Source organism: uncultured Slackia sp., from assembly GCF_944321625.1.
Taxonomy (GTDB): domain Bacteria; phylum Actinomycetota; class Coriobacteriia; order Coriobacteriales; family Eggerthellaceae; genus Slackia.
Genome location: NZ_CALUMA010000008.1, coordinates 1 through 14,966, shown reverse-complemented (window position 1 = coordinate 14,966; position 14,966 = coordinate 1). Strand labels below are relative to the sequence as shown.

Genomic DNA, 14,966 nt, shown 5'->3' with positions numbered 1-14,966 from the left:
ATTGAGAAAAAATCAAGAACATCAGCGCTTGCGCGCCCTCGGATGCGCCGCCAAATACTCTTGACGAATATGAGCGCGGCTTACGTGGGTGTAAATCTGGGTGGTGGAAATATCAGAATGTCCCAAGATTTCCTGGATGGCGCGCAAATCCGCCCCACCCTCCAGCATGTGCGTGGCGAACGAGTGACGCAGCGTATGCGGATGCAGGTCTTTGATTCCCACCGCAAGCCCTGCGTCGCGCACCACGGCATGCACGCTCTGGCGCGAAATACAACCGCCGCGCGCATTGAGAAACACCGCTAGGCACGTACGCTTCGCCTTCGCAGCCAGCTTCGGCCGCCCCGCGTCCATATATGCCGCAAGTGCCGCCTCGGCCATACCGCCAATAGGAACCGCGCGCTCGCGCGACCCCTTGCCCATCACGCGCAGCAGCCCTTCGTCCAAAAACACGTCGGACGCGTCAAGCCCGCAAAGCTCACTCACACGCAGGCCGCACCCGTAGAGCACCTCGAGCATGGCCCGATCGCGCAGCCCCAAAGGCCCGTCGCGAAACGGCTGTGAAAGCAGCGCATCGGCCTGCTCCACCGTGATGGCATCGGGTAGACGCTCGGGAATCTTGGGCAGCGGCACCAAATCGGCAGGGTTCGCCTGGCAATACTCCTCACGCACGAGGAATTTGCTGAACCCCTTGACCGCCGCCATATGCCGCTCGACGCTCGACGGCGCATAGCCTCGATGCTTCAGGTCGGCGGCGTATGCCTCCACGTTCGCATGCGTCACCTCAGCGATATTCCCCACCCCGTGCTCGCTCAGGAACACGAGATAGTCCTCCAAATCGTCCGCATACGAGCGCAGCGTGGCGCGCGACGCCCCGCGTTCCACCGAAAGGTGCGACAGGTATTCGTCGCGCAAAGGAGTCAGGCCCGCCACACGCGAACCCGCCTCGTCAAACGTCTTTCTGAGCGTAGCGCGCGTCATGCGGTACGCGACCCATGCGCCTTGCACGCCGCTTCCACGAACGAGACGAACAGCGGATGCGGACGCGTGGGACGGCTCTTGAACTCGGGATGAGCCTGGCTGGCCACGAACCACGGGTGCTCGCTCTCGGGAAGCTCCACCATCTCCACCAAGCGGTCGTCGGGCGACGTGCCGGAAATCACGAGTCCCGCATCCTGCAGCGTACGGCGATAGACGTTGGACACCTCGTAGCGATGGCGATGCCGCTCGTAGATGATCTCATCCCCATATATTTGTCGCGCGCGCGTGCCTTGTGCGAGCTTACAGGGATACGCGCCCAGGCGCATGATGCCGCCCTTGTCGTCGATATCCTCCTGGTCAGGCATGAGCGACACCACCTGATGCTCCGCGTTCTGATCGAACTCGGAGGAGGTGGCACCCTCGAGGCCTGCCACGTCGCGCGCGAATTCGCACACGGCCGCCTGCAGCCCCAGGCAGATGCCGAAGAACGGCACCTCGTGCGTGCGGGCGTAGCGCACCGCGGCAATCTTGCCCTCGAAGGCGCGCTGACCGAAACCGCCCGGCACCAGAATGCCATCCATCTCGCCCAGGAGCTCCTCGGCCGTCTCGTCGGTCACACGCTCGGCGTCGATCAAGTGCAGCTTTGCGTTCACGCCGTTGGCCACGCCCGCATGGTGCAGCGCCTCGATGATGGAGAGATAGGCATCGGGCAGGCTCACGTATTTGCCCACCACGGCGATATCCACCTGACCCTCGCGGCTCTTCTCGGCAGAGAGGAACGCACGCAGCGGCGAGAGGTCGATGTCGTGCGCCTCGAGGCCCAGCTTGTCCAGCACCTTGAGGTCGAATTCCTGGTCATAGAGCCCCAAAGGCACCTCGTAGAGGCTGGGGCTGTCCACGCACGCCAGCACGTCGGTAGGCGCAACGTCGCAGAACAGCGCGATTTTCTCGCGCACGCTGGACGAAACCTCGTGGTCGCTGCGACACACGATGAAATCGGGCTGCACGCCCATGGAACGCAGCTCCTTCACGCTGTGCTGCGTGGGCTTGGTCTTCACCTCGTGCGCGGCGGCGATGTAGGGCACGAGCGTCACGTGCACGAACAGCACATCGCCCGCCGGGCGCTCTTTTTTGAACTGACGCGCGGCCTCGATGAACGGCTGGCCCTCGATGTCGCCGATGGTGCCGCCTATCTCGGTGATCACGATGTCGGCGCCCGTGGTTTCGGCGATGCGGCGCAGACGTTCCTTGATGGCGTTGGTCACATGCGGGATCACCTGCACCGTGCCGCCCAGAAAATCGCCACGGCGTTCCTTGGCGATCAGGCTCTGATAAACGGAGCCCTGCGTGAAGTTCGATTCGCGCGTAAGGTTCTCGTCGATGAAGCGCTCGTAATGACCCAGGTCAAGGTCACCCTCATGGCCGTCCTCGGTTACGAATACCTCGCCGTGCTGGAACGGGCTCATCGTGCCCGGATCCACGTTGAGGTACGGATCCATCTTCTGCATGGTCACCTTGTAGCCGCGCGCCTTGAGCAGATGCCCCAGCGATGCGGCAGTGATGCCCTTGCCCAGCGACGAAACCACGCCGCCCGTCACGAAGATGTGTTTAGCCATGGACGCTCCTTCAATCGTGAGATAACACGTTCGATGGCCCGCGCGACACGCACGACCGCCAAACGCTTCGGTGCATAAAAAAACGCCTCTGAGCCTGCGCGGCTCTTCGACGTTTCATCATTGTATCTCACGACGCGGCGCTCGCTTCAAGCGCTTTGCGAATTAACACAGGAGAAACCGCCGCGTGCGCCGTGCGCTAGGCTATAATCCCTCTGTTCAGCATACGCCCAAAGATGGAACGCCCAAATCGAGGCATCCGTCTTTCACATGAGAAGGGGGCCGCCATACCCATGCGCATCGGATTCGACAACGACAAGTACATCGCCCTGCAGGCAGAGCACATCCGCGAACGCATTGGACAGTTCGGCGGCAAGCTGTACCTGGAGTTCGGCGGCAAGCTGTTCGACGACCATCACGCCTCGCGCGTGCTGCCCGGCTTCCAGCCCGACAGCAAGATTCGCATGCTCAAGCAGTTCGCCGACGACGTTGAGATCATCGTGGCCATCAACGCCAACGATATCGAGAAGAACAAGGTCCGCGGCGACTTGGGCATCACCTACGATGAGGATGCCCTGCGCCTTCTGGACATCTTCGCCAACATGGGCTTTGCCACCGCGGGCGTAGTGATCACCCGCTACCAAGACCAGCCCTCCGCTAAGGCGTTCCGTCGCAAGCTGGATTCGCTGGGCGTGAAGAGCTACCTGCACTACCCCATTGCCGGCTATCCCAACGACATGAGCACCATCGTGAGCGACGAGGGCTTCGGCAAGAACGACTTCGTGGAAACCACCCGCCCGCTCGTGGTGGTCACCGCGCCCGGCCCCGGCTCGGGCAAGATGGCCACCTGCCTCTCGCCGCGCTATCACGAGCACAAGCGCGGCGTGGAGGCCGGCTACGCGAAGTACGAGACCTTCCCCGTATGGAACCTGCCGCTCAAGCACCCCGTGAACATCGCGTACGAGGCCGCAACGGTTGATCTGGACGATGCCAACGCCATCGATCCCTTCCATCTGGAGGCCTACGGCGAGACCACGGTGAACTACAACCGCGACATCGAGATCTTCCCCGTGCTCAAGACCATGCTCGACCGTATCCTTGGCACGTGCCCCTACAAATCGCCCACCGATATGGGCGTGAACATGGCCGGCCTCGCCATCTGCGACGATGACGCCTGCCGCGATGCCGCCAAGATGGAAATCGTGCGCCGCTACTTCCAGGCGGCCGTGGATGCGCGCCGCACCGGCGTGGGCCAGGAGTTCGTCGAGCGCTTGGAGCTGCTCATGAACCAGGCGGGTGTGGATTCCAACTTCTCCCCCGCGCGCAAGGCAGCCCTTCTGAAGGAGGAGGCCACCGGCGCCCCCGCGGGAGCCATGGTCCTGCCCGACGGCCGCGTGGTCACGGGCAAGACGTCCAACCTGCTGGGCGCGGCATCGTCGCTTCTGATGAACGCGCTCAAGGGCGTGGCCAATGTGGACGAGGACCTGTTCGTCATCAGTGACGAGGTGATTGAGCCTATCTGCCGCCTGAAGACCGGCACGCTGCACGCCAACAACCCGCGCCTGCATTCCGACGAGACGCTGCTGGCGCTTTCGGTGAGCTCGGCGACCGACCCCATGGCGAAGGCGCTGATCGATAGCGCCGATAAGCTGCATGGGTGCGATGCGTTCTTTAGTGTGATTATTTCTGAGACGGATGAGAAGCTGTATCGCACTTTGGGGATTAATGTTTGCTGTGAGCCCAAGTATGAGAAGCGGAGGTTTTTCCACAAGTAGGCCCTCCGGGGGCAAAGGGGGAAGGGGCGAGGATGTTTCCTCGCCCCTTCCCCCTTTGGAACCCCTATCCCCACTCCTCGCACCAGCTCTTGAGGGAAACCGGAGATTGGGGCTTTGTTGCCCACTCTGGCGGCCATCGCTTTCGCTCGGCCGCGGTTCGCAGTGGCGACATTGCTGCTGCGTTTCCAGGTTTTCACAGTCTCTTGGGCGGGCATCGCTTTGCTCGCCCTCGGTTCGAGACACTTTAAGAACTCGAAACACCACCAAGTGTCTCGAGCCTTTTTGGTGCGCGCTTCGCGCGGCGGAATTCGCTTCGCTTTTCCGCAATTTGCGAGAGACGTCAACGCCAAACGCACAAACTCCTGCGATCAAACTCAACAGCAAGGCCCGCCCTCATGCTTCTTATCAATACGAAGGCGGGCCTTGATTTTGCGACTCACCAAGAACGCGTTTTTCTCGCTTGCGTTAGTCTGCGGTGTCCTTGAAGAAGGTTTCGGAGATGGCGTTGTAGAAGCCTTCGTTCTTATGGCGCAGCAGGATGGTGGGGTTGTGCGACTTGCGCACCAGCACGCGGTCGATGGGCTCGTCGAGGCTAATGAACTCGCCGTCTACGAAGTAGCTGGCTTCGCGGCTTTCGGGGTTGCGGGACAGGTCGATCTCGACGATATCGTTCGGGTCGGTGACCACGGTGCGGGAAAGCAGCGAATGCGGCGCCAGCGGCACCACGATCAGACCCTTGAAGTCGGGGGCGACGAGCGGGCCGCCCGCGGAAAGCGCATAGGCGGTAGAGCCCGTAGCGGAAGACACCACCAGGCCGTCGCCGCGCATATCCACGATATGGTTGCCCGAAATGTCCAAACCGAAATCGATGATGCGACCCAGCGCACCGCGCGTGACCGAGAACTCGTTCAGCGCGAAGCGGCTTGCCACCACGTTGCCCTCGGAAATGAGGTCCACGTGGAGGCTGGCGCGCTCTTCGCGCGTCACATCGCCAGCGAGCGCGGCCGCCACGATGGGAACCACGCCGTCCTCGCTCGAGTTGACCAGGAATCCAAGATGACCGAAATTGATGCCCAGAATAGGCACGCGCGACTTGCCCACCAGGCGTGCCGCACGCAGAATCGTGCCGTCGCCGCCCAGGGACACCACCATGTCGAAGGCCGACATATCGATATCGGCGCTGGTGCCCTGGATTGACTCGATGGACAGAGGCATGGAATCGAGCTCCTGATGCCCCACTCCCTGCGAATCCAGATAGGTCGCCAGCAGCATCGACGCATCGATTGCCGCCGCGTTGGAGTTGTTGCGGATAATCAGGATGTTCATGATACCTCGTTTCAAAAGACGTCATCAGACGCTACTATGGCGATAACTTTTGCATTATACCCAAACCCGGAAAGCGTAGTATGAGCGGAGACCACATTTCCACATCAGAGGAGAAGCGCACTGCGCAACGCGTCCAGCCCGAACCCTCTGCCGATGCGTCCGCCATCGGAGGTTCGGCCGCTCTCATCAGCTTCTTCGTGATCATATCCCGCATTACGGGCTTCGTGCGCACGTGGGCGATGGCATTCGCGCTGGGATCCACCATGCTCGCAAGCTCCTACCAGGTGGCTAACAACCTGCCCAACATGCTCTACGAAATGGTGATCGGCGGCATGCTGGTGACCGCGTTCCTCCCGGTATACATGTCGGTCAAGAACAAGCTGGGAGAACGCGGCGGAAATGAATATGCCAGCAACCTGCTGAGCCTGGTGATCATCATCCTGGGGCTCGTGGCGCTTGCGTGCACCGTGTTCGCGCCTGCGCTCATCTACACGCAAAGCTTCATGAACGACCAGGGCACCATGGGCGACGCGGTGTTCTTCTTCCGTTTCTTTGCAATGCAGATCGTGTTCTACGGCGTATCCACCATCGTGAGCGGCCTTCTCAACGCTTCGCGCGATTATCTGTGGAGCAGCGCGGCACCCATCTTCAACAACGTCATCGTTGCCGCCACCTTCATTCTCTATGCGTTCGTCGCGCCCGGCGACCCCGAGCTTGCCAAGCTCATCATAGCCATCGGCAACCCCTTGGGCGTATTCATCCAGATGGCCATCCAGATTCCGGCGCTCAAGCGCAACGGCATCAAGCTGCGCCCGCACGTGAACCTGCATGACCCTGCCTTGCGCGAGACGCTCTCCATCGGCGTTCCCGCGGTCATCGTCATGGTGGCGGGCCTTATCATCGTGTCAGTCCAGAACGCGGCGGCATACGCCTATCTGGACAACGGCCCCTCTATCATCGCCTACGCGCGCCTGTGGTTCACCCTCCCCTACGCGTTCCTCACCGTGCCCATCACCACCACGCTATTCACCGAGATTTCGGACATGCAGACACGCGGCGACATGGATGGCTTCAAGGGTGCCGTGGTGTCGGGCAGCAACCAGATTCTGTTCTTCATGATTCCGTTCATGTTGTATCTCATCGTGTTCGCCGAGCCGCTTGTCACGCTGTACCACATCGGCGCCTTCACCCAAGAGAACATCTCGCAGATTGCGATCTATCTCATCGCGCTGGCCACATCGCTTCCCGTATACGGCGTGAACACCTACATGCAGAAGACGTTTTCGGCGCTACGCAGCATGAAACAGTACGCCGTCATGATGGTGGTTTCCGCCGCCATACAGATTGCGTTCATCGCCGTTTTCCTCGCTCAGGCGGCCACGCTCAATCCCATGATCGGCATGGCAAGCGTCGCCTTCAGCGAAACGGTGTACTACCTCGTGCTCGACGTCGCGTGCTTCGTGTTCCTGCGCGCGAAACTCGGCAGGCTCGGCCTGGGCAGCGTGGCGAAGGCGATCGTCCTCTCGCTTGCCCTGGGCGTGCTAGGCGCCGGCATCGGAGCAGGCGTCTCCTGGGCTCTCCAAGCCACCGTCGCGCCTTCCGACGGCTCGATAATCCATGCCCTGATGCGCATCATATGCGGCGGCATCATTGCCCTTATTGTCACATTCGGGCTCGCCGTGAAGCTCCGCTTGCCCGAGGCATCGTTCCTTCTGAATATCGCGAACCGCGTCATGGGCAAACTGAGCCGTGGCAAACCTGCGGAACAAACCGAATCTGACCTTTCCGCCAGTCCCACCGATGCGTGGCGCGAGGGCGAGCAGGCATCTGCGCCGGAAGACGACTGGCGGAATGACGCATGCACGCCCCCGACCGACAACGCCATGCGCGAGAACACACCAAGGCACTCGACCAATCGCGCAGCCGCATCTGAGCAATGGGATGAGCCATACGGCCACAACGACGGCTCCCATGCCGCCCGTGCTCGCCACGCACAGAAGCAATCGCAAGAACTCGACCGCAAAATCGCCTCGGCACGCCACGCTCGCGGCAACGTGCAAGACAAGACACCGAAACACGCCAAGAGAACAACGAGCCCGAGCGATACGAAAATCGCCCGAGCTCGTCATGCGCGTACCAAATTCGACGATTAACCGTTAGCCCACGGGCCTCCTGTATTCAGGCTCGGTGGTAAGCACCACAGGGCCGTCCTCAGTAATCGCTACGGTCTTCTCGAAATGCGCGCTCGGCTTGCCATCGCGCGTCACTACAAGCCACCCGTCCGACATCTGGCGCGTCTTGCGCGTGCCCATGTTAATCATGGGTTCAATCGCCAGCACCATACCCGCCTCCAAGCGGATGCCGCGATGACGATGGCCATAATTGGGCACGTTGGGTTCCTCGTGCATGTTGCGGCCAATGCCGTGCCCCACATACTCGCGCACCACGCCGTAGCCATGCGCCTCGGCGATAGACTGAACCGCATATCCGATATCGCCCAGATGGTTACCAGGTCGTGCGGCATCGAGCCCTGCCCACATGCATTTTTCCGTCACATCAAGCAGCTTCTGCAGATCGGGAGAAATCTTTCCCACGGGATAGGTCCATGCGTTGTCCCCTACCCAACCGTCCACCGTGGCACCCGTGTCGATGGAGATGATATCGCCTTCTTTGAGAATCACATTGGCCGAAGGGATGCCGTGAACGATTTGCTCGTTGATCGAAGCGCAGATGCTACCAGGAAAACCGCCGTAGCCCTTGAATGCGGGAATGCCTCCTTCGAGTCTGATCAGCTCCTCGGCATACTGGTCGAGTTCAAGTGTGGACACGCCAGGAGCAACCTTCGAACCGACTTCGCGTAAGACCTTTGCCGAAATGCGGCCCGCTTCTTTCATCGCCTCAATTTCAGCCTTGGATTTCCTGATGATCATATCTACAGCTTTCTCGTCATTCCATAGCGCGAAGCACGCACGATAGCTTTTCGCACTTGTCACGCGCGCCATTGTAGCACAGCGCAGGAATCTGCACTCTATTTGTTAGCCTTGTCTAATTGATTGTAAAAAGAAAGACCCGCACTCAGCGGGTCTTTCAAGAAGGTAAGGTCTCGCTTATTCGGCCTTAGTGGCGAAGTCGCGGGAAACGGCGGGGTCGATGGAGATGCCGGGGCCCATGGTGGAAGCCACGGTAATGGACTTGAGGTAACGACCCTTGGCCGCAGAAGGCTTCATGCGCACAATCTCGTCGTACACAGCGCCGTAGTTCTCGGCCAGCTTCTCGGCGGTGAAGCTCACCTTGCCGAGGATGACATGAGCGATGCCGTAGCGGTCGGCACGGTACTCGACCTTGCCGCCCTTGAGGTCGGCGATAGCGGTTGCCACGTCGGGGGTAACGGTGCCCAGCTTGGGGTTGGGCATCAGGCCACGAGGGCCGAGGATCTTGCCCAGACGACCGACCTTGCCCATCATGTTGGGCGTGGCGACGGCAGCGTCGAAGTTCAGGTTGCCGGCCTGAATCTCGGCAACCAGGTCGTCGGAACCGACGATGTCGGCGCCAGCGGCCACGGCAGCCTCAGCGGCAGCGCCCTCGGCGAAGACGGCCACGCGCACGGTCTTGCCGGAGCCGTTGGGCAAGGAAACCATGCCACGGAGCTGCTGGTCGGCCTGACGGGTGTCGATGCCCAGACGGAAGTGGACTTCCACGCTCTCATCGAACTTTGCAGTGGAGATCTCCTTCATGAGCTCGAAGGCCTCCATGGGGGTGTACAGCTTGCCAGCCTCGATCTTCTCGGCAGCAGCCTTCTGGTTCTTGGTGAGTTTCATTGAAATTCCTTTCGTGGTGATGGCGGGCAATGCCCTTCCACTGATTCAGGCTATTTATTCAGCCTTGCCGGCGAGCATAGCGGCGAGCTTCTTGGAAGGCACGTAGGTCTTCTTCATCTCGCGGCCCTCGATGCGCACGCCCATGGAACGGGCGGTGCCGGCAACGATCTCCATGGCGGCCTCGATGTCGTTGGCATTGAGGTCGGGCATCTTGATCTCAGCGATCTCGCGGAGCTGATCCTCGGTCAGCGTGCCCACGAAGCGCAGCTGCGGGATGCCGGAGCCGCTCTTGATGCCGAGCTTCTCCTTGATCAGAACGGCCGCGGGAGGAGTCTTGCAGACGAAGGTGAACGTCTTGTCCTCGTAGACCGTGATCTCGACGGGGATGATGGTGCCGGCCTGGTCCTGCGTGGCGGCGTTGAACGCCTGGCAGAACTGCATGATGTTGACGCCCTGAGCGCCCAGAGCCGGACCTACCGGAGGAGCCGGGTTGGCGGCGCCGGCAGGAATCTGCAGTTTTACGAAACCGCTTACTTTCTTCTCAGCCATTGTTTGCTTTCCTTACCTTCAAATACTTTTTCTCTTACGACCACACCGCATGAGAAGCCCTGTCCACTCAGGCATGCGACGGGTCGAGGATACTCGCGTTAAATCGTAGCGACCTGATCGAACGAAAGCTCGACAGGGGTCTCGCGTCCGAAGATGGAGACCATGACCTTGACCTTGCCGGATTCCGGAGAAACCTCCGAAACGGTGCCGTCGAAGTCCGCCAGAGGACCGCTCGTGACCTTGACGGCCTGCCCCACCTCGAGAGAGGAAGAGGTGACCTTCTTAGGACCGGCGACCGACGTGCGCTTCATGATCTTGTTGAACTCTTCGCGAGTGAGGGGCTCAGGATGGCCCTGGCTGCCCACGAAGCCCGTAACGCCGGGAGTGTTGCGCACTGCAGCCCAGCTGCGATCGTCCATCTCCATACGGACGAGAACGTAGCCGGGGAACACCTTCTTCTCGCTCTCAACGCGACGGCCGCCCTCTTTGATTTCGGTGACCATCTCGGTGGGAATCTCGATACCGAAGACGTTGTTCTCGAGGCCCATAGTCTCGATACGGCTTTCAAGGTTCTTTTTGACCTTGTTCTCATAGCCGGAATACGTGTGGAGCACGTACCATTTTTTTGCCATGCTAGGCTCCTATCCCGGAAAGAGCAACCATCAAAGGCGTGATGATCAGGTTGTCCAGGACGGCGACGAATACGCCGAAAAACACCAGCGCAGCAACGACAACGCCCGTCCAACGAAGCACCTCGGAGCGGCTAGGCCACGTAACGCGCTTCATCTCGGCCTTGACCTCGCGCAGGAACTTGAAGCGCTGCTTCTTAGGCTTGGCAGGCTTCTTTTCCTCTGCCTTCTTGGCGGGCTTGGCGTCGGCGGTCTTGGCCTTGGACTTGAACAAGCCCTTCTTCTCCGAAGCGGCCTCCTCGACGGTGGCCTCTACGGCGTTGGCCTCACGCTCGGCAGCCTGGGCTTTGCGCGCCTGACGCGCAGCAGATGCCTTTGCCCTTTGCGTTTTGGATTTCTTCGCCATGTCCTCTTATCCCTTATGCGGCTCAAACCGCAGAATCGCCTTTGACAAATTTTGACCAAACAGCAAAACAAGCAGCTCGCGTTGAAGCTGCTTGAACAAGCTGGCACGCCAGGAAGGACTCGAACCCTCAACTTGCGGTTTTGGAGACCGCTGCTCTACCAATTGAACTACTGGCGTGTTTACCTTATCTTATCGAGTTTCCTTGTGCAGAGTGTGCTTGCGGCACCACTTGCAGTATTTCTTCATCTCGATGCGATCCGGATTATTCTGCTTGTTCTTTTTGGTCGTGTAGTTACGGCGCTTGCACTCGGTGCACGCCAGAGTGACCAACGTACGCATGAATTCTCCTTCAGAATGATTGATTCGTAGCTTGTCTCGTACACATAGGAGCACTTCCGTGATAAACGGAGCCCGCAGAAGCGGGCTCCGTCATCGAATCACGTCCAGTATCAAGAGTGGTTACTTGATGATCTTGGTCACACGGCCGGAGCCAACGGTGCGGCCACCCTCGCGGATAGCGAAGCGGAGGCCTTCCTCCATAGCGATGGGGTGAATCAGCTCGCCGCGGAGCTCAACGTTGTCGCCAGGCATAACCATCTCGGTGCCCTCGGGCAGGTGGGCAACGCCGGTAACGTCGGTGGTGCGGAAGTAGAACTGCGGACGATAGCCGTCGAAGAACGGGGTGTGGCGGCCGCCCTCTTCCTTGGTCAGGATGTAGACCTGGCCCATGAACTCAGAGTGCGGGGTAACCGAACCCGGCTTGGCCAGAACCTGGCCGCGCACGATGTCCTCGCGCTTGATGCCGCGGAGCAGGCAGCCGATGTTGTCGCCAGCCTGAGCCTCGTCGAGCAGCTTGCGGAACATCTCGATACCGGTGCAGACCGTGTTCTGGGTCTCACGGATACCGACAATCTCCAGCGGATCGTTAACATGCAGAACGCCGCGCTCAACACGACCGGTAGCAACGGTGCCACGGCCGGTGATGGTCATGGTGTCCTCGACAGCCATCAGGAACGGCTTGTCGACGTCGCGCTCGGGGGTGGGGATGTAGGAGTCCACAGCGTCCATGAGCTCCCAGATCTTCTCCTGCCACTCCTTGTCGCCCTCGAGAGCCTTCAGAGCGGAACCGCGGATGACCGGGATGTCGTCTCCGGGGAACTCGTACTCGGTGAGCAGCTCACGGGTCTCCATCTCGACGAGCTCGATGAGCTCCTCGTCGTCAACCATGTCGCACTTGTTCAGGAAGACGATGATGTAGGGCACGCCGACCTGACGAGCGAGCAGGATGTGCTCGCGGGTCTGAGCCATGGGGCCGTCGGTAGCGGCGATAACCAGGATAGCGCCGTCCATCTGGGCAGCACCGGTGATCATGTTCTTGACGTAGTCGGCGTGGCCGGGGCAGTCAACATGAGCGTAGTGACGAGCGTCGGTCTCGTACTCGATTTGAGCGATAGAAATGGTAATGCCGCGCTCACGCTCTTCAGGAGCCTTGTCGATCTGATCGAAGGCGGTGAAGTCAGCATGGGCGGTGCCATGGGACCCGTCGTTCTCGGACAGGGTCTTGGAGATAGCAGCCGTCAGGGTGGTCTTACCATGGTCAACGTGACCGATGGTGCCGATGTTCACATGCGGCTTGCTGCGCTCGAACTTCTCCTTAGCCATTATTCCTCCTCTTGGAATGGTCGAATGACCAAAATACTAACGTGATAGAAATACACGCGCCCAAAGGACGCGTGTACAATGCAAATGGTAGCGGTGACTGGATTCGAACCAGTGACGCCACGGGTATGAACCGTGTGCTCTAACCAACTGAGCTACACCGCCGAATATAACTCGCATTGCCGGTGGGCAATGAAGAGCAGGTAAACTGGAGCCCGCGACCGGACTTGAACCGGTGACCTCTTCGTTACCAACGAAGTGCTCTACCGACTGAGCTACACGGGCGAACTGGTGGGCGCGCTAGGATTCGAACCTAGGTAGGCAGAGCCAACGGGTTTACAGCCCGTCCCCTTTAACCACTCGGGCACACGCCCAGTTCATCAAAGTGCTCGATGCGTTATGTGTACTTATCAAGCTGCCGCTTTCGCGTTTCGCAGATGTTCCCGAACGCGAGAGCGAAAGCATAATACGCTAGCATCCTAGCCGTGTCAACACTTTACACGCCTCCGGGTGTATCCATCCATATCTTGCCTACTTGTCCACATTGAACTGGTGTTTCATTCCCCGTGTACCCTCTTTCCCCTTCCCTGCTTCAAAAATGTCCCAAAATTTTTTTTATAAAAAACGGGCGCCTTTCGACGCCCGTTCCCTCTGTTGTTCCCTTTGAAGCGCTCCGTCATGCCCGTAGGCGGCAACCAAAGCGCTGCGTAACCTACTCCTTTTCAACAAGCCCATCGAACTTGTCGCGGATGCGCCCCTTATACATCTGCATCCATATAGGAATCGAACTCATCGGTAATCGCCTTCGACGGAGGCTCCGTCAAAAGCGACACCACCACGATGGCGACCAAGGAGAAGATGAAGCCCGGAAGAAGTTCGTAGATACCGAAGATACCGCCCAGGGGCTTGATGAGGAAACTCCACACGATGACGGTGATGGCACCCACGAGCATGCCCGCCAAAGCACCCTGTTTGTTCGTGCGACGCCAATACAGGCTCAGGAGCATAAGAGGGCCAAAGCTCGCGCCGAATCCCGCCCATGCATACGACACCACCTGGAAGATGGAGGAGTTCTGATCGAGCGCGATCACAATGCCAAAAATCAGGATGACGGTCAGCGCCACGCGCGACACGAACATGCATTGCGCTTCGGAAGCGTTCTTATTGATGATGCCCTTATAAAGGTTCTGGGAAATGGCTGAACCCGCGATAAGCAGATAGCTCGAAGACGAGGACATGGTGGCGGCAAAGATGCCCGACACCACAAGACCGCACACGAACGCGGGCAGCATCACCTGAGCCAGCAGAATGAAGATGTTCTCGGCGCTCGACGACGTGAGGAACGCATCCGGCATGGCGGCGCGACCCACCAGACCGATGCACACGGCGCTCGCCAGCGAGATGACAACCCAGATGGTGGCGATGATGCGGCTCTTCTTGATCTCGTCGGAGTGGCGCACGCTCATGAAACGCACAAGCACCTGCGGCATGCCGAAATAGCCCAGGCCCCATGCGAGGCATCCGATGATGGTCACGGCGCCGGTGCCGTAGATGGCCGCATCGCCAAATACGGGCATGCCGTTTTCCACCAGCTGCACGCCATCGGCGCCAAGCGTCGGGTTCGCCTGCTCGGTGGCAGAAAGGAAGCCGGGAATCGACTGTAGGAATGCGACGGTATTGTCCACGCCGCCCGCCATGCCAACGCTGCCGATGAACACGATCACCAGCGCGCAGATCATGATGGAGCCCTGGATGAGGTCGGTGGTGCATACAGAAAGATAGCCGCCCACGAACGTGTACACGAACACGACAAGAGCGCCCAGAATCATCATAGTGGTGTAATCGAGACCGAACAGCTGGGTGAACAGCTTGCCGCAGGTGACGAAACAGCTGCCGCAATAAATGCAGAAGAACAGCAAGATGATGATGGCAGCCACACTCATCAGCACGCGCTTATCGTCATGGAAGCGGTTGCTGAAGAAATCGGGCAGCGTGATGGAATTGCCTGCCACCTCGGAATACTTGCGCAGGCGACGCGCCACGAACTTCCAATTGAGATAGGTGCCGATCGCCAGGCCGATGGCGGTCCACATGGCGTTCGACGCGCCCAAGAAATACGCGATGCCCGGCAGGCCCATGAGCAGCCAGCCCGACATATCAGACGCCTCGGCGGAAAGGGCCGTAAGCCACGGGCCTAGCCCGCGACCGCCCAG

13 protein-coding genes and 4 tRNA genes are annotated in these 14,966 nt (G+C 59.8%); 2 read left to right on the top strand and 15 right to left on the bottom strand.

From position 1 onward, the window contains the following. Positions 1 to 21: 21 nt before the first annotated feature. A complete protein-coding gene (gene xerD, locus Q0J60_RS00760) occupies positions 22 to 978 on the bottom strand; it encodes a site-specific tyrosine recombinase XerD (protein WP_294438286.1) in 957 nt (318 codons plus the stop codon). After that, on the bottom strand, positions 975 to 2,594 hold the full coding sequence (locus tag Q0J60_RS00755) for a CTP synthase (protein ID WP_294438285.1): 1,620 nt from the start codon (positions 2,592 to 2,594) through the stop codon (positions 975 to 977). The genes xerD and Q0J60_RS00755 overlap by 4 nt, the downstream gene beginning before the upstream one ends. A gap of 290 nt (positions 2,595 to 2,884) precedes the next feature. Between Q0J60_RS00755 and Q0J60_RS00750 the strand changes: the two genes are divergently transcribed. Continuing rightward, the gene (locus tag Q0J60_RS00750; RefSeq protein WP_294438284.1) at positions 2,885 to 4,366 is read left to right on the top strand and encodes a DUF1846 domain-containing protein; all 1,482 of its coding nucleotides are present in this window, start codon (positions 2,885 to 2,887) and stop codon (positions 4,364 to 4,366) included. 465 nt (positions 4,367 to 4,831) lie between these two features. Here Q0J60_RS00750 and Q0J60_RS00745 read toward each other — a convergent pair whose 3' ends face one another. Beyond that, entirely contained in the window at positions 4,832 to 5,692 is an 861-nt protein-coding gene (locus tag Q0J60_RS00745; protein ID WP_294438283.1) for an NAD(+)/NADH kinase, read from the bottom strand. Positions 5,693 to 5,772: 80 nt separating this feature from the next. Here Q0J60_RS00745 and murJ point away from each other — a divergent pair, with 80 nt between their 5' ends. Then, on the top strand, positions 5,773 to 7,845 hold the full coding sequence (murJ, locus tag Q0J60_RS00740; protein WP_294438282.1) for a murein biosynthesis integral membrane protein MurJ: 2,073 nt from the start codon (positions 5,773 to 5,775) through the stop codon (positions 7,843 to 7,845). A gap of 3 nt (positions 7,846 to 7,848) precedes the next feature. On the opposite strand, the gene map is transcribed toward murJ, so the two are convergent. The 12 genes from map to Q0J60_RS00680 all read right to left on the bottom strand — a co-directional run. Then, entirely contained in the window at positions 7,849 to 8,622 is a 774-nt protein-coding gene (map, locus tag Q0J60_RS00735) for a type I methionyl aminopeptidase (protein WP_294438281.1), read from the bottom strand. Between the two features lie 177 nt (positions 8,623 to 8,799). Further along, positions 8,800 to 9,510: a 50S ribosomal protein L1 gene (gene rplA / locus Q0J60_RS00730; RefSeq protein WP_294438280.1), complete on the bottom strand. Its 711-nt coding sequence runs from the start codon at positions 9,508 to 9,510 to the stop codon at positions 8,800 to 8,802. A gap of 54 nt (positions 9,511 to 9,564) precedes the next feature. Then, complete coding sequence (rplK, locus tag Q0J60_RS00725) at positions 9,565 to 10,059, bottom strand: 50S ribosomal protein L11 (protein ID WP_294438279.1); 495 nt, start codon at positions 10,057 to 10,059, stop codon at positions 9,565 to 9,567. Between the two features lie 98 nt (positions 10,060 to 10,157). Next, positions 10,158 to 10,691, bottom strand: a complete 534-nt coding sequence (gene nusG, locus Q0J60_RS00720; RefSeq protein WP_123208175.1) for a transcription termination/antitermination protein NusG — start codon at positions 10,689 to 10,691, stop codon at positions 10,158 to 10,160. Position 10,692: 1 nt separating this feature from the next. Continuing rightward, positions 10,693 to 11,094, bottom strand: coding sequence for a preprotein translocase subunit SecE (gene secE / locus Q0J60_RS00715; RefSeq protein WP_294438274.1), 402 nt, complete (start codon positions 11,092 to 11,094; stop codon positions 10,693 to 10,695). A 101-nt stretch (positions 11,095 to 11,195) separates the two neighbouring features. Continuing rightward, positions 11,196 to 11,271: transfer RNA gene (locus tag Q0J60_RS00710), tRNA-Trp, on the bottom strand. Positions 11,272 to 11,283: 12 nt separating this feature from the next. After that, entirely contained in the window at positions 11,284 to 11,433 is a 150-nt protein-coding gene (gene rpmG / locus Q0J60_RS00705) for a 50S ribosomal protein L33 (protein ID WP_123208177.1), read from the bottom strand. A 120-nt stretch (positions 11,434 to 11,553) separates the two neighbouring features. Continuing rightward, entirely contained in the window at positions 11,554 to 12,756 is a 1,203-nt protein-coding gene (gene tuf, locus Q0J60_RS00700) for an elongation factor Tu (protein ID WP_294438273.1), read from the bottom strand. 85 nt (positions 12,757 to 12,841) lie between these two features. Further along, positions 12,842 to 12,918 (bottom strand) — tRNA-Met (locus Q0J60_RS00695). Between the two features lie 44 nt (positions 12,919 to 12,962). Next, a tRNA-Thr gene (locus tag Q0J60_RS00690) sits at positions 12,963 to 13,038 on the bottom strand. Between the two features lie 4 nt (positions 13,039 to 13,042). After that, positions 13,043 to 13,127: transfer RNA gene (locus Q0J60_RS00685), tRNA-Tyr, on the bottom strand. A gap of 384 nt (positions 13,128 to 13,511) precedes the next feature. Further along, positions 13,512 to 14,966, bottom strand: a 1,455-nt coding sequence (locus tag Q0J60_RS00680; RefSeq protein WP_294438272.1) for a sodium/proline symporter, incomplete at its 5' end; no start/stop codon positions are given.

Excerpts from the sequence above, each read along its gene's own strand:
- xerD (WP_294438286.1), bottom strand. The coding sequence starts at position 978 with ATGACGCGCGCTACGCTCAGAAAGACGTTTGACGAGGCGGGTTCGCGT.
- Q0J60_RS00755 (WP_294438285.1), bottom strand. The coding sequence starts at position 2,594 with ATGGCTAAACACATCTTCGTGACGGGCGGCGTGGTTTCGTCGCTGGGC.
- Q0J60_RS00750 (WP_294438284.1), top strand. The coding sequence starts at position 2,885 with ATGCGCATCGGATTCGACAACGACAAGTACATCGCCCTGCAGGCAGAG.
- Q0J60_RS00745 (WP_294438283.1), bottom strand. The coding sequence starts at position 5,692 with ATGAACATCCTGATTATCCGCAACAACTCCAACGCGGCGGCAATCGAT.
- murJ (WP_294438282.1), top strand. The coding sequence starts at position 5,773 with ATGAGCGGAGACCACATTTCCACATCAGAGGAGAAGCGCACTGCGCAA.
- map (WP_294438281.1), bottom strand. The coding sequence starts at position 8,622 with ATGATCATCAGGAAATCCAAGGCTGAAATTGAGGCGATGAAAGAAGCG.
- rplA (WP_294438280.1), bottom strand. The coding sequence starts at position 9,510 with ATGAAACTCACCAAGAACCAGAAGGCTGCTGCCGAGAAGATCGAGGCT.
- rplK (WP_294438279.1), bottom strand. The coding sequence starts at position 10,059 with ATGGCTGAGAAGAAAGTAAGCGGTTTCGTAAAACTGCAGATTCCTGCC.
- nusG (WP_123208175.1), bottom strand. The coding sequence starts at position 10,691 with ATGGCAAAAAAATGGTACGTGCTCCACACGTATTCCGGCTATGAGAAC.
- secE (WP_294438274.1), bottom strand. The coding sequence starts at position 11,094 with ATGGCGAAGAAATCCAAAACGCAAAGGGCAAAGGCATCTGCTGCGCGT.
- rpmG (WP_123208177.1), bottom strand. The coding sequence starts at position 11,433 with ATGCGTACGTTGGTCACTCTGGCGTGCACCGAGTGCAAGCGCCGTAAC.
- tuf (WP_294438273.1), bottom strand. The coding sequence starts at position 12,756 with ATGGCTAAGGAGAAGTTCGAGCGCAGCAAGCCGCATGTGAACATCGGC.